The following is a 14640-nucleotide window of genomic DNA, read 5'->3' as shown; positions in this document are numbered from 1 at the left end:
GGGAAGTGGGGGAAGTGGGGGAAGTGGGGGAAGTGGGGGAAGTGGGGGAAGTGGGGGAAGTGGGGGAAGTGGGGGAAGTGGGGGGAGAAAAATATTCTTTTACAACTGACAACTGACAAAGGACAACTAACTATGAACATCAGAATTGGTAATGGCTACGATATACACAGATTGGTGAGCGATCGCAATTTGATTTTAGGCGGTATTCACATTCCCCACGAACTCGGCTTGTTAGGACATAGTGACGCTGATGTGCTTACTCATGCCATCATGGATGCGATGCTGGGAGCCTTATCTTTGGGGGATATTGGTCATTATTTTCCCCCGACAGATCCCCAATGGGCTGGGGCTGATAGTTTAGTATTATTACATCAAGTCCATCAACTAATTCGTGAACAAGGTTGGAAAATTGGCAATATTGATTCTGTCGTTGTCGCTGAACGTCCGAAATTAAAACCGCATATTTCTAAAATGCGAGATAAATTAACAGCAGTTTTAGAAGTAGAACCAAATCAAATTGGTATCAAAGCTACAACTAATGAAAAACTTGGACCAACAGGCAGAGAGGAAGGTATTTGTGCTTATGCTGTAGTTTTGTTGGTAAGTGGTGATTAATCAATTTTTATTTACATCAAGGAGAAAAGAAGATGCAAGTTATCAACTTCCAGTCCCCTCAAAAATATCGTCCTGATATTATGTTTACAAATAAAGATGAAGAAATTATCTTATTAGTAGAGGTAAAAGCTCAAAAACCAGAGACAGAATTAAACAGGCAAAGTGCTATTTATCAATTAAAAACATATTTGCAGAATATCAAGCCAGATATTCCTTTTGGTATGTTAGTGGATTTAGAGGAAATTAATATTTTTGCATTGAATAATGATCAGGAAATAGAAAACCTAATTTCCTTGAGAACTAATGATATACTAAGTAATTATGATCCAGAATTCCCGCATAAAAGAATCTTTGATTTTTATTTAGAAACACTTATTAAATCTTGGCTCAGAGATTTATCATATCATTGGAATTCAGATACACCACCAGCGTATAATGAATTAGCAAAAATTGGTTTATTACCATTGCTAGAAGGTGGACATACTTATATTCAGGAAAATTTAGGTGCTGATACTTTACATTGAAACTAATTTTTTAATGGCAGTTGCAAAAGGAAGAGACCTAGAGGCAGGACAATTGCTGCGGAATCTCTCTCCCTTAATTCGTCTTGCTATACCAGCTATTTGTTATGTAGAAGTTATTAACACGTATAGAATAGATAAGCAAAATCAGTTAAAATTTCAAGCAGAAATGGAGAAACAAATTAATGAAGCAATGCGTGATAAAATTTCTGTTCATGCAGATTTATTTCAGGTGAGTTTAGAAAGAGCATCTATTGAAAATCTACTATTATTAAATGATGTGCAAGATAGGCTATCTGAAGTTATTGAATTGTTGACAGAAAATTCGGAAATGATTAACTTTGATAATAACATAATCAAGGATATTTCTAATAAAATTTTCATAGAAACGGAAACATTACTAATCAAGAATGATCTTATGGATAACTTAATATTACAGTGTATTGTATCTCATGCAAATCAGCATCCTAATAACCAAAAAGTATTTATTAGTGGCAATACAAAAGATTTCGGTAAAAAGGAAGTACAGGAAATTTTAAATAGTGCAACAATAAAATATTTTAGTAATACTAAAAACTTTCTAGGTTGGTTAGAGTCTCAATTATCCTAAAATTAATATCTGGTAAGCAACTATGACATTAACAGAAAAAATATTCAATTCCACAAAACGGTTTTTATTACTAATAACAATCATTGCTTTTACAGCAATAGGAATTACCGCTTGTAACCCAACTAAATTAAAAACCAATGCGGCTCAAGTACCTCAATTAGTAACTAGTATTCTCAGTGATCCGAAAACATTTAATGCTGCGCTGAGTTCCGAATCACCAAATATTTTTGGTTACACCTATGAAGGATTATTAACTCAGAATCCCATTGATGGCAAAATAGAAGGAGCATTAGCTGAATCATGGGAAATATCACCAGATAAAACCAAAATTACCTTTACCATGCGTGAAGGTTTAAAATGGTCAGATGGACAACCATTAACAGTTGATGATGTCGTATTTACCTATAATGATATTTATTTAAATGAAAACATCCCCACAGATACTAGAGATGTTTTAAGAGTCGGGAAAAATCGCAAATTACCAACTGTCAAAAAAATAGATAATAGAAGAGTGGAATTTAGTGTCCCTGAACCATTTAGACCTTTTTTACTGAATACAGGAGCATCTATTTTACCTGCTCATATTTTAGAGAAATCAGTCAAAACAAAAAACAAAGATGGTAAAGTTGAATTTCTGAATAAATGGGGTGTGGATACTCCTCCTGAAGAAATTATTGTTAATGGTCCTTATAAACTGGAAAGATATGATACGAGTCAACGGATAATTTTTCGCCGTAACCCCTATTATTGGCGTAAAGATGCTCAAGGTAAACCCCAACCTTATATTGAACGAATAATTTGGCAAATTGTGGAGTCAACAGATACTTCCTTACTCCAATTTCGTTCCGGTGATTTAGATTCTATTGGTGTTTCCCCTGATTATTTTTCTTTATTAAAAGTTCAGGAAAAACAAGGGAATTTTAAAATATATAATGGGGGTCCTAGTTCTAGCACTTCCTTTATTTCCTTTAACTTAAATAAGGGAAAAAGACAAAATCAACCATTAGTTGATCCAATTAAATCTAAATGGTTTAATAATGTGCAATTTCGCCAAGCGGTAGCCTATGCTATTGATAGACAAACCATGTTAAATAATACTTTTCGTGGTTTAGGTACACCCCAAAATTCTCCTATTTCTGTTCAAAGTCCTTATTTCTTATCACCGGAAAAAGGCTTGAAGGTTTATAACTATAATTCTGAAAAAGCCAAAAAATTGCTACTAAAAGCTGGATTTAAATATAATGAAAAAAATCTTTTAGTAGATGATCAAGGTAACGAGGTGAGATTTGCCTTACTCACTAATGCGGGTAATAAAATTCGGGAGTCAATGGGTTCGCAAATTAAACAAGATTTAAGTAAAATTGGGATTCAAGTAGATTTTACGCCATTGGCTTGGAATACTTTTATAGATAAACTTTCTAACACTTTAGATTGGGATGCTTGTTTAATAGGTTTGACAGGGGGGTTAGAACCAAATGATGGTGCTAATGTGTGGTCTCCTGAAGGGGGACTACATATGTTTAATCAAAAACCACAAGCTGGACAAAAACCGATTGAAGGTTGGGAAGTTGCTGACTGGGAAAAGAAAATTAATGAACTTTATATTCAAGGCGCACAGGAGTTTGATGAGGCTAAATTAAAGGAAATTTATGGCGAAAGTCAACAATTAACACAGGAATATTTACCTTTCATTTATTTGGTTAATTCTTATTCTCTATCAGCAATCAGAAATCGGTTTCAAGGTATCCAATATTCTGCTCTTGGTGGTGCTTTTTGGAATATTCATGAAATTAAAGTTACGAAATAGTTGACTGTTGACTGAATAAGGGAAATCTAAAATCCAAAATCCAAAATTGCATGACACAACCCGAAAATTTGCGATCGCTCTTAGAAGCCGTCGCCAATGGTAAAATAACCCCAGATATAGCCTTCGACTCCCTCAAAGACTTAGCCTATCAATCCGTAGGTGAGTTTGCTAAAATAGATCACCATCGTCAATTAAGAACTGGTTTCCCGGAAGTCATTTGGGGACCAGGTAAAACACCGGAACAAATTGCTCAAATCATGGAAGTCATGCGCCACCGTACTTCCGTAGTTATGGCTACCCGCATTGAACCACAAGTATATTCAGCATTACAACCAAAAGTTAGAGGTATCCAATACTACGAACAAGCCCGAATTTGTGCCATTGTTCCCCCTGTAATTGAAGTCAGATTTCCCGGTAAAATAGGCATTCTTTCCGCTGGTACTGCCGATTTAGCCGTTGCTGAAGAAGCCGCTGTCACTGCGGAACTTTCGGGTTTTTATGTACAGCGCCTCTGGGATGTAGGTGTGGCGGGAATTCATCGGTTATTAAGCAACCGTCATGTATTAGAATCAGCATCGGTATTAATCGTTGTCGCGGGCATGGAAGGGGCTTTGCCCAGTGTTGTAGCGGGTTTGGCAGATTGTCCCGTAATCGCTGTTCCTACCAGTATTGGTTATGGTGCAAGCTTTTCCGGTTTAGCACCTCTATTGACAATGCTTAACTCTTGTGCCGCTGGTATAGGTGTAGTTAATATAGATAATGGCTTTGGTGCAGCAGTCTTAGCTGGGCAAATTTTACGAACTTCAGAAAAATTACGTTTGGCGGCAGAAACATAGTAAAGTATGAAAGTAAAGATTGTGTATAATTGCGGTGGCTTTTGATTTGATTAGTTACTTCAACTCTTAATAATAGGTGATAAACCTTTTGGTGAAAGAATTATGGAACATTTGAATGATTCACTATTGCCACTGCTAGGAAATTTACACGAACATATTACTCTTCTGGCTGATATTGGTAATGTTAGAGACCCAGACCTTCTAGGTCAAGTACAAGCCTCTTGGAATCACTTTGTCAAAACTGGGCAAATTTGGGCATTGTTGATTGGTATAATTGTTGGTTATCTGTTCAAAGGTTTTACTAGTTACGGTTAAAGTGATTTTAGATTTTAGATTTTGGATTAATTATTTAGATACTGAAGACCTTGTAATTTCGCTTATGAAACAACAAGATTTTTAACTCACATCCGGCGTATGATTCAAAATCTAATATCTACAAATTTCTTCCTCTCCCTTCAGATTTATGACCGAAAAACAAACTTGGAGTCAGCGGTTTGAATCCGCGCTACATCCAGCGATCGCTCGTTTTAATGCTAGTATCAGTTTTGACATTGAACTTATCGAATATGATATTACAGGTTCTCAAGCCCATGCCAAAATGTTGGCTCATACAGGTATAATTTCCCACGAAGAAGGGGAAGCACTGTTTAACGGTTTAGAACAAGTGCGTCAAGAATATCGTCAAGGGCAATTCCAACCCGGTGTTGATGCCGAAGATGTCCATTTTGCCGTAGAAAAGCGCCTCACGGAAATTGTCGGAGATGTAGGTAAAAAACTCCACACAGCCCGTTCTCGCAATGACCAAGTAGGTACAGACACTCGATTATACCTCCGTGATCAAATTCAACAAATCCGCCAACAATTACGGAACTGGCAAACAGTCTTAGTTGATATAGCCGAAAAAAATGTTGAAACCTTGATTCCTGGTTATACCCACCTGCAACGCGCCCAACCAGTGAGTTTAGCGCACCATTTACTGGCATACTTTCAAATGGCACAACGGGACTGGGAACGCTTAGAAGACGTTTATAGCCGAGTGAATATCTCCCCCTTGGGTTGTGGTGCTTTAGCGGGAACAACTTTCCCCATTAACCGCCACTATACAGCCAATTTATTACACTTTGACAATGTTTATGCTAACAGCTTGGACGGAGTGAGCGATCGGGACTTCGCCATAGAATTTCTCTGTGCTGCTAGTATTATCATGGTTCACCTCAGCCGTCTTTCCGAAGAAATAATCCTGTGGGCATCAGAAGAATTTCGCTTCATCACCCTCAAAGATAGCTGTGCCACAGGTTCTAGCATTATGCCCCAAAAGAAAAACCCCGACGTACCCGAATTAGTGCGCGGCAAAACCGGGCGAGTATTTGGTCATCTGCAAGCCATGTTAGTAATTATGAAGGGTTTACCCCTGGCTTATAACAAAGACCTCCAGGAAGACAAAGAAGGCATATTTGACAGTGTAAACACAGTCAAAGCCTGTTTAGAAGCAATGACAATTTTACTGCAAGAAGGTTTAGAATTTCGTCATCAGCGATTGGCAACAGCAGTTACAGAAGACTTTGCTAACGCTACCGATGTCGCAGATTATCTCGCCGCCAGGGGTGTACCCTTTCGCGAAGCTTATAACATTGTCGGCAAAGTCGTCAAAACCAGTATTATCGCTGGTAAACTGCTCAAAGATTTACAACTAGAAGAATGGCAACAAATTCATCCCGCATTTGCCGCCGACATTTATGAAGCCATAACCCCACGTCAAGTAGTTGCAGCTCGCAACAGCTATGGAGGTACAGGATTTGAACAAGTCAGACAGGCTATTCTCAATGCCCGGACTCAACTCAGTGTGAAATAAAGGGAACAGGGAACAGGGAACAGGGAACAGGGAACAGGGGGAGAAATTCCATTCTTTCTTCCAACTGACAACTGACAACTGACAACTAACACAAGTAAGGGTGTACTGGTGTACACCCTAAAAATTCAAAATATGAAAGAGTCAAATTTAACCAGCTACATTAATCAGCAGCATCCATTGCTGCTGCGCCTGTTCCTTCTTCCTCTTCACTCTTGGGCGGTCTTTGTTGGAATCTTCTGCCCATTCTACCTGTGGTGGTCCGTTTACGAAACTTTCTGGCGTAGGCCTGGTTTCGTAGCGCCTTTTCTTTTTTCGGGTTACGGCGCTTTGCCATATTCACCTCATTAATAAACAACAAAAAATTGGCATCTAGGCATTACTTAGGCCATATTAGCTACCGATATTATTGATATACTTTTTTAGCCTAGTGCAGCAATCAATACACTTTAAATAGCATACCATTATATCGCACTAAAAAGTCTAATGTCAACTAGAATTTAGCGGCGGTAAACTCCAAATCAGTAGGGGCGCAGGGCCTGCGCCCATCAGTTGGCGCGAACAACCGGATTTATTCACAATTGAATTTTTTATCACTCCTAAGAGGTGCAGTCCCTACGCTAATTAGTTTGCACTAACGACCCTAGAGAATTTATTTTTTTATACTTAATCATAAATAATTCGACAGCGATGCCTACTAGCAAGGCATCGCGGATTTTAGATTTGCGATTGATCTGTAATCTAAAATCTAAAATCCAACCAGCGATTTAATGGTTTACCGCTGCTGCTTCTCGTGCTGCTGCTGCTTGATCTGGATGAATACCCAAGCGTGTTAGGTTAATTCGACCCTTATTGTCAATTTCTCGCACTTTGACAATCACCTCATCACCAACAGCTACCTCATCTTCAACCTTACCAACGCGATAGTCAGCGAGTTGAGAAATGTGAATCATGCCTTCTTTACCGGGCAAGAATTCCACAAAAGCACCAATGGGTATAACCCGTGTCACACGACCAATATAAACATCCCCTTCATGGAGTTTACGAGTCATGCCCTGAACGATGTTCCGCGCTCTCTTAGCTCGGTTTTCATCAACGGCGGAAATGGTGACAGTACCATCATCTTGAATGTCAATTTTTGCACCTGTTTCTTCAGTGATACCCTTAATGGTTTTACCACCAGGTCCAATCACCAGACCAATCATGTCAGGATCAATCTTAATTGTTAACAGACGTGGGGCAAAGGGTGAAGTTTCTTCCCTGGGGGTGTCAATAGTCTGGAGCATTTTTTCCAGAATGTGTAACCGGGCAGGTTTGGCTTGGTTGACAGCTTGGGCAATTACTTCTAAAGACAAACCAGATATTTTCATATCCATTTGCAAAGCTGTAATTCCAGTATCTGTACCAGCAACTTTGAAGTCCATGTCACCCAAAAAGTCTTCAATGCCTTGGATATCGGTGAGGATTCGTACTTCGTCCCCTTCCTTAATCAAGCCCATTGCCGCACCGCTCACAGGTTTGGTAATGGGTACACCTGCATCCATGAGGGATAAACTAGAACCACAAACTGAACCCATTGAAGTTGAACCGTTGGAAGAAAGCACTTCCGAAACTACGCGAATTACGTAGGGGAACTTGTCTTTTGGCGGTAATACAGGTAATAATGCCCGTTCTGCTAATGCACCATGTCCGATTTCCCGTCTACCAGGGGCGCGTAATGGTTTGGTTTCGCCGACGGAGAAGGGAGGGAAGTTATAGTGATGCAGGTAACGTTTAGTTTGTTCTAGTTGCAAGTCGTCGTTAAGATTTTGGGCATCTCCAGGAGTACCAAGGGTACACATTGATAGCACCTGAGTCAGTCCCCGGTTAAATAAACCGCTACCATGTACTCTTTTGGGTATAATCCCAACTCGACAAGAGATAGGACGAACTTCATCAAGCTTACGACCATCAACGCGCACGTTATCTTCGACAATTTGACGACGCATGAAGTATTTGGTAATGCTCTTGAATGTATTACCAAGGGCTTTGGAGTCGGCTGTAGCAGCGATGCGAATGGGGTCTTCTTCTGGTAAGGCTTTGATTTCAGCAGAGATATTATCTTTAACTGCATCTAAAGCAATATCACGATCAGTTTTAGTTAACTCAAATTGCGCCAAGATTTTTTTGATCTCATCACTAGCGCGATCGCGGATATAGTTTTCTAATGTCTTATCTACTTCTGGTGGGGCTTCTTGCACAAGTTTTAGACCTAGTTCATCCAGCAAATCTAACTGAGCTTGAATTAAATCCCGAACCGCTTCGTAGCCAAAATCAATCGCTTCAATAATATCTCGCTCTGGCAATTGATTTGCACCCGCTTCCACCATGATTACCCCATCTGGAGAACCGGCAACGATTAAATCCAAATCTCCCGCTTCAATTTCTGCATAGGTAGGGTTAATAATAAAATCATCACCAACCAAGCCTACTCGCACTGCGGCCATTGGTCCATTAAAAGGAATTTGGGCAATGAGAGTAGCAATTGAAGCGCCTGTGACTGCTAACACATCAGGGGGGACTTGCTCATCCATTGACATAGTTATTGCCACAACTTGCAAATCATCCCGCAACCATGAGGGGAATAAAGGACGAAGTGGACGGTCAATCAGACGACTGGCAAGAATTGCCTTTTCCGGTGGACGACCTTCCCGGCGCATAATCCCCCCTGGAATTCTTCCTGCTGCGTACAATCTTTCTTCGTAATCTACGGTCAGTGGCAAAAAATCAATGCCTTCCCGCGCTGCTGACCTTGTAGCCGTTACTAAAACAGTTGTATCTCCTGATTGTATCAAAACCGACCCACCTGCTTGGGGGGCTAGTAGGCCAACCGTCAGTCGAATATCCCGTCCATCAAAGGATATTGACTTTTCAAATTCTGCCATTCAGTTTTTTTTCCTTCTCTTACGCGATTCTCACTCTGTGGCAATCCTAACATTTATGCAGTCTAGACGGCTTCTGTAATGAACAAACATAAAACAAAATTTTCTCATTTAGCCGTACAACAGGCTTCATATCTGGGTTTGTGATCTCAGTTCTATTTTTGAGAACGATTTAATAATAGTTCATCATCCAATTAAACTGCAAATAACAGTATGATATTTACCTTGTCATTAAAAAGCACAGGAGCAAAAACGCAAAGCAATCCGTATAAATTCTACAAGAGGAACGCGGTAGCGTTGGGAGCTTCGCGTCTTCAGACCGAAGGGGAAAACGCACAGGGGCGAATTGATTGCCTTCAATATTCGTGATACAATCAAATTGTCACTAAAGACGTAAAAAGCTACCGGGGGACTCTCGGAGAGTTACGCTTGTCAGATATGATTTCGCCCGCCAGGGCAAAGGAAATCAGGGCAAGAACCCAAATATTTAAGGAGCCCTGCCTGAAACTGGGATAACTGAGGGATATAGACTGAAACTCTCTATAGAATCTCCGCGTCTTTAGACCGGAGAGTGTCAATTCATCCCCCAAATATCACTTCTAACTCAAGGAGAGCGATATTTATACCCAACACGGCTTAATTATTTGATTCTCCGGGTAGGGGTAAAGCAAAAGCTTAATGGTGTCAACTTAAGCTCAAATCCCTACCACACCTCGTTCCTAGTCTCTGACTAGGAATGCAGTTGATGAGGCTCTGCCTCTAATATCATTGAAGGCAGAGCCTTCTAGGATTCATTCCCGGTGAGAGACTGGGAATGAGATGAATTGAGTTCTTTGCGGGATAGATGTTTTACGTTAAGTTGACACCAATGAATGGGTACTTATTCAGCAAATCCTATGTATGAATTTAGACTTTTCAAACAACCTCTAAATAAATAAACTAGGAGACACTTTAAAATATTCTCCCAAGGCTTTTGCTTGTGCTTTACTAATTGAGCGTTTACCGTTGACAACTTCTGAAACTACACCGCTGCTAGAACCAAGAATGCGTACTAAGTCAGCTTGACGAATTCCGCTAGATTCCATGATATGTAGCAATATTTCATGAGGTGTAGATTCATCCATTGGATAATTTTCTTCCTCATAATCTTCAATTAGTCTGACAAGCAATTTGTGTAAAGCTCGCTCCTCTGGACTACGATTTTTTTTAAAAGTTAGATATTCTGCAACTTTTAAAAACCGTTCATAGTCTTCTTCTGTTTCAATTACTTGAGGAGCGATTTCTGCTAGTAATTGACTATAAGTATTTCTGTCAAAAGTAAGGGTCATTTTTCCATTTATTTTTACTATATTCGGCGTGAGTTAGTAAGTATTTGTAGTACACCGTTTTATCTTCATAATCCATTCCTACAATTAAACGATAATCATTACCTTTGATATTAAAAACAGTAAAATTACCAACAGTTTCAGCATCTCGGTAAAATTTTTGAACATCATTTAAACTTTGCCATTCTGCTTTTTTAACTGTTTTATGCCAATCTTCAATTTGTTTTTTGATATCAGGGTACTTTGCTGCTTCTTCGCGGAGGATGCGAATGTGAATTAAGTGCATAATATATTTTGGAGTTGAAATAATAGTGGTTGGTGTACATAGCTTAACTCCTAGTTAACGTTTGGTTATTCTTGTGTTTGTGGTTGGTTATTCTTGTGTTTGTGTTTGCTTATTTTTGTGCTTGTCACCTGTTTTATCATCTCAAAATGAGAGTAATTTGTCAAGCCCTTTTTAGAGCTTATGCAAAATCTCTCTAAAACCCTCTTTCCTTCGAGTCCTTCGTTCCTTCGTGGTTCATTTTTCTGTAATTAAAAACTCCACAAAGATAAAAAATCCTTGAGGAGATTGAGAGAGTATTAACAGCTTTTACCGAGCCATAAAGAATTAAGCCATAACACACCAAATAGTAAATTTACTAATTATCTGGAAGTTGTTTTTTCAAAGCATCTAATAAAGCCCAACGGCTATCCGTAGGTGGTTCAGAAACAGCAGCATCTAAAATACCTGGACAATTAACATTGCATAATTGACGCTGAGGTAATGCTAAACACATCTGCTGATAGAGCCATTCACCGGGATCAAAATGACCATCAGGTGCTAAAGTTTCCAGTAAATCCTCTACAGCAACTTCCATTTCTAGAGGAAAATCTTCCGTTTGATTAGCAGTTTCATCTAACCAAATAACTTCCTGAGTATCAAGAACCAAACGATGGTTATACTGCTGCAAACAGCGGTTGCAAGTACAGGTAACAATTGTTTCTGCCTGAGATGAAACTTCTAAATAATTACCCTGGTGTTTGACCTGGATAACTCCGCGAACCGGTGTCAATGTTTCTAGTCCAGGCAGAAACTCTTGAACTTGAATTTCCTCTGTCCGCTCCGGGGCTTTAGATAGCTGCGGAATAAAAATAGCGTCCATAGGATTTGTGAAATACCATCAAAATTGATCATTGGTAATGGGTAATGGGTAATGGGTAATTGGTAACTGGTAACTGGTAATTGGTAATATTTTTGTCTGTTCCCTGTTCCCTGTTCCCTGTTCCCCGTTCCCTATTACCTAATTATGGTGTGACTGCTTGACGAACAACTAAATGACGATAAGGTTCTTTGCCGCGACTGAAGGTTTCTAAATCCGAAAATTCCTGCAATAAAGTGTGGATTTGTCGGCGTTCTGAGGAACTGAGAGATTGAAGTTCTACCTCTCTTCCAGAAAAACGGACTTCTGCGGCAGCAGTTTCAGCTAAAGTGCGGATTTCGGCTTCTCGTCTTACCCGATAACCATTCAATTCAATTGTGTAAGCTGTCTGATTTTCTTCTGGTTGATTTAAGTTGAGAACGGAATTTGCTAGATACTGAATACTATCTAGCACCGAACCACCAGCACCAATTAAAATCCTAATTTGTTCTGATGTTAAGTTGGTTTGATCTATTGTTAACCAGTAGCTTTCTCCTGTTGGTGTATCTTGTCCTGAAGATGGCTTAGGTTCTAAATTAGCCCATACTTGAGTAGATACACCAGTTAAAAGTAGCAAATTTTGTAGCCATTGTTCACTACTCTGCATAGAAATGTCGCTCATAATCAACCGGTAGCCTTTTTCTTAGAACTTTTGGGTTCAAATGGCAACGCTTTTACTTCGATGGTTTGGGCTTCTTTTTCTTGTGAATCTACGATTTTCTGAATTTCTTCTGGTAGAGGTTCACGGGAGAGGATATATGTTTGGATAGTTTGGAAAACGTTACCAATTACCATATACATAAGTACCCCAGCCGGCAGAGGAAAGAATAGGAACATCCCAGAAAAGATGACAGGGGTAATTTTATTGACTGTATCTTGCTGAGGGTTGCCACCGCTGGAATTTTGCCCAGACAGCATTTGGCTGACATAAAGGCTGATACCAAAGAAGACAATCATCGCCACAATATCCCAATGGACTGTGTTATCGGGATCAATAGCACCTACTCGACCCAAAGCATCAATAAAGAGAAATCCTTTTTCTGCTGCTAGTCCGGGAATTGTGCCTTGAATGGTCACGTCTCCGGGTTCTAGAGCCTCTACATTGCCTTCGGCATCAATTTTCACCCTCTCTGCGCCTTTGGTGACTTTCCAGGTGGGTGTTAACTGAGCTTCTGGGTGTTCCTTGAGAAGCAAATCAAATGGTTTGCCTTCTACGGTTTGATATTGAATCTTAGTTTTTTCTCCCACTGTTAACTTATCGCCTCCCGGTAAGATCGCAGAAATGGGAGTGTGATCACCGTCAGCAATGTAGATATTTTGTGGAGGAGTGGCAAATGCTTGGGGTTGAATGCGCTCAATCTCTTCTTGGGGGAATATTTGCAGGTTAACGGAATAGTTAACACCAGAAAAAGGCGAACCCCGCAAAGTTGCAAACAGTGCTAGTAATACTGGCATTTGCAACAGTAAAGGTAGACATCCTGCTAAGGGATTACCAAATTCACTTTGGACCTTGAGCATTTCCTCTTGTTGCTTTTGCTGATCATCTTTATAGCGTTCTTTAATTTCTGCCATACGCTTTTGCATCACAGGTTGCACAACTCGCATCCGCCGCATACTGCGGATAGAGCCAGCACTCAGGGGATAGAGTGCAAAGCGGATAATCAATGTTAAGGCTACTATCGCCAACCCATAGCTAGGGACAAAACCATAGAAAAGGTCTATGATTGGCAACATCACGTTGTTCGAGAGAAACCCGATACCAAAATCCATTATTCTGAATTCAACCTGCGGTACTTTGACACTCCCACCCCGGTTGGGAGTGGGATACTCAGTTGATCCTATCCTCTGACTAGAGGCGGTTCTCTTCCAAGCTTTTGCTCTATATTGTAGAGGTTTTTGTTAAGCATTGCTGCGACTATCCACAAGCTATGGAAGTTAAGGATAGCCGCACATGATCTAAAAATGTGAATGTTAACGCTCTGGAAAAATGACCGGGAATTTTAGATTTTAGATTTTAGATTCAAAAAATTTGGTACAAGCCCCGTCCTGAAGGATGGAAAAATACTCGCTGCGCTGCGTACGCTTCGCTAACGTAAATCCCAAATCCAAAATTTTCCAGCTATACACTTTAGGGTGAACTCAATCCAAAATCTAAAATACTCGCTGCGCTGCGTACGCTTCGCTAACGTAAATCCAAAATCAAGTGACTCATTTAGGATTGCTATATTGGGGATTTTTAGCAGCAATTTTTTCATTAATGTAGTCATAGACTCCCCGAAAATTGGGAACAGCCCGCATTTCGATGAGAGTACCATTTTTGAGGGTGACTGCCATATCTCCCCATAGACCGATGGCACGGGGAACTTTGACGACTTTCACCACTTCTGAATAAATTACATCATAGCGATCGCGTCCCATCCAACCACCAGTTACACATATCCTTCGATCTGTGATGCGGAAGCGTAGCCACACTGCTCTGACTATTGCTCCCACAGCTAAGGGTATACCCACTACTGTTAGCCCAATTAGCAGGTTGAAAATCAAATCCCCAATGTGGGGACCACCCTCATAATAAACTTCTTCACGAATACCCATTTAATACCTCAGTTTGTGCCAACAACTGCTCTAATTCTTGCAGAAATTTCTGGGTTTCGCACTCAGATTCTGTTGTTGTTGGTTTCACAATTAATACTAGCCGCCATCCTGGGAGTAATTTAGGCAATAATTGGTGTAATGCTGCTGTTATTTGCCTTTTGATTTTGTTGCGAACAACGGCGCGTTTACTGACTTTTGTACTAATGGCAATACCAATTTTTGTGCTAGGGGGGGCAGTATCCAAAGAAGGTTCTGTCGCAAGAGTAGGTTTTAAAGCTCTCAGTGTGAAATGAGAACTATGTCGCCGAATTCCTTCTCGGAAAACTGCCTGAAAATCCTGACGGGATTTGAGCCGATATGCTTTGGGCAAAGCCACAACA

General features: G+C 40.1%; 16 protein-coding genes. 7 read left to right on the top strand and 9 right to left on the bottom strand.

Annotation, left to right across the window (positions count from 1 at the left end):
* Positions 1-132: 132 nt before the first annotated feature.
* From ispF to argH, 7 genes are all read left to right on the top strand, one after another.
* Entirely contained in the window at positions 133-615 is a 483-nt protein-coding gene (gene ispF / locus AA650_RS09170; protein ID WP_053538776.1) for a 2-C-methyl-D-erythritol 2,4-cyclodiphosphate synthase, read from the top strand.
* Positions 616-647: 32 nt separating this feature from the next.
* Positions 648-1139, top strand: coding sequence for a type I restriction enzyme HsdR N-terminal domain-containing protein (locus AA650_RS09165; protein ID WP_053538775.1), 492 nt, complete (start codon positions 648-650; stop codon positions 1137-1139).
* A 13-nt stretch (positions 1140-1152) separates the two neighbouring features.
* Positions 1153-1746, top strand: coding sequence for a PIN domain-containing protein (locus tag AA650_RS09160; protein WP_199308517.1), 594 nt, complete (start codon positions 1153-1155; stop codon positions 1744-1746).
* Positions 1747-1768: 22 nt separating this feature from the next.
* Positions 1769-3553, top strand: coding sequence for an ABC transporter substrate-binding protein (locus tag AA650_RS09155; protein WP_053538773.1), 1785 nt, complete (start codon positions 1769-1771; stop codon positions 3551-3553).
* Between the two features lie 50 nt (positions 3554-3603).
* Complete coding sequence (gene larB / locus AA650_RS09150) at positions 3604-4389, top strand: nickel pincer cofactor biosynthesis protein LarB (RefSeq protein WP_053538772.1); 786 nt, start codon at positions 3604-3606, stop codon at positions 4387-4389.
* Positions 4390-4491: 102 nt separating this feature from the next.
* Positions 4492-4704, top strand: a complete 213-nt coding sequence (locus tag AA650_RS09145; protein ID WP_039199529.1) for a hypothetical protein — start codon at positions 4492-4494, stop codon at positions 4702-4704.
* A 148-nt stretch (positions 4705-4852) separates the two neighbouring features.
* Positions 4853-6241, top strand: coding sequence for an argininosuccinate lyase (gene argH, locus AA650_RS09140; protein WP_053538771.1), 1389 nt, complete (start codon positions 4853-4855; stop codon positions 6239-6241).
* Between the two features lie 160 nt (positions 6242-6401).
* Here the strand turns inward: argH and AA650_RS27755 are convergent, their stop codons facing one another.
* The 9 genes from AA650_RS27755 to rnpA all read right to left on the bottom strand — a co-directional run bounded on the left by AA650_RS27755 (position 6402) and on the right by rnpA (position 14636).
* Entirely contained in the window at positions 6402-6575 is a 174-nt protein-coding gene (locus tag AA650_RS27755; RefSeq protein WP_168465616.1) for a hypothetical protein, read from the bottom strand.
* Positions 6576-7005: 430 nt separating this feature from the next.
* Positions 7006-9162 (bottom strand): polyribonucleotide nucleotidyltransferase, encoded by a 2157-nt coding sequence (locus AA650_RS09135; RefSeq protein WP_053538770.1) that lies wholly within the window; start codon positions 9160-9162, stop codon positions 7006-7008.
* A 923-nt stretch (positions 9163-10085) separates the two neighbouring features.
* Positions 10086-10487 carry a helix-turn-helix domain-containing protein gene (locus AA650_RS09130; RefSeq protein WP_053538769.1) on the bottom strand — a complete coding sequence of 134 codons (402 nt, stop codon included), beginning with the start codon at positions 10485-10487 and terminating at the stop codon, positions 10086-10088.
* Positions 10471-10770 carry a type II toxin-antitoxin system HigB family toxin gene (locus AA650_RS09125; RefSeq protein ID WP_053538768.1) on the bottom strand — a complete coding sequence of 100 codons (300 nt, stop codon included), beginning with the start codon at positions 10768-10770 and terminating at the stop codon, positions 10471-10473. Before AA650_RS09125 ends, AA650_RS09130 begins: the two co-directional genes overlap by 17 nt.
* 355 nt (positions 10771-11125) lie before the next feature.
* Positions 11126-11629 carry a YceD family protein gene (locus AA650_RS09120; protein ID WP_053538767.1) on the bottom strand — a complete coding sequence of 168 codons (504 nt, stop codon included), beginning with the start codon at positions 11627-11629 and terminating at the stop codon, positions 11126-11128.
* 142 nt (positions 11630-11771) lie between these two features.
* Complete coding sequence (locus AA650_RS09115) at positions 11772-12287, bottom strand: Jag family protein (protein ID WP_053538766.1); 516 nt, start codon at positions 12285-12287, stop codon at positions 11772-11774.
* Between the two features lie 2 nt (positions 12288-12289).
* Complete coding sequence (gene yidC / locus AA650_RS09110; protein ID WP_027401335.1) at positions 12290-13435, bottom strand: membrane protein insertase YidC; 1146 nt, start codon at positions 13433-13435, stop codon at positions 12290-12292.
* 438 nt (positions 13436-13873) lie between these two features.
* The gene (locus tag AA650_RS09105) at positions 13874-14260 is read right to left on the bottom strand and encodes a PH domain-containing protein (protein WP_039199518.1); all 387 of its coding nucleotides are present in this window, start codon (positions 14258-14260) and stop codon (positions 13874-13876) included.
* A complete protein-coding gene (rnpA, locus tag AA650_RS09100; protein ID WP_053538765.1) occupies positions 14247-14636 on the bottom strand; it encodes a ribonuclease P protein component in 390 nt (129 codons plus the stop codon). The genes AA650_RS09105 and rnpA overlap by 14 nt, the downstream gene beginning before the upstream one ends.
* Positions 14637-14640 lie beyond the last annotated feature (4 nt).

Origin of the sequence: Anabaena sp. WA102, from assembly GCF_001277295.1 — a bacterium.
Classification (GTDB): domain Bacteria; phylum Cyanobacteriota; class Cyanobacteriia; order Cyanobacteriales; family Nostocaceae; genus Dolichospermum; species Dolichospermum heterosporum.
The sequence above is the reverse complement of the archived record's forward strand: the minus strand, read 5'-3'. Positions and strand labels throughout refer to the sequence as shown.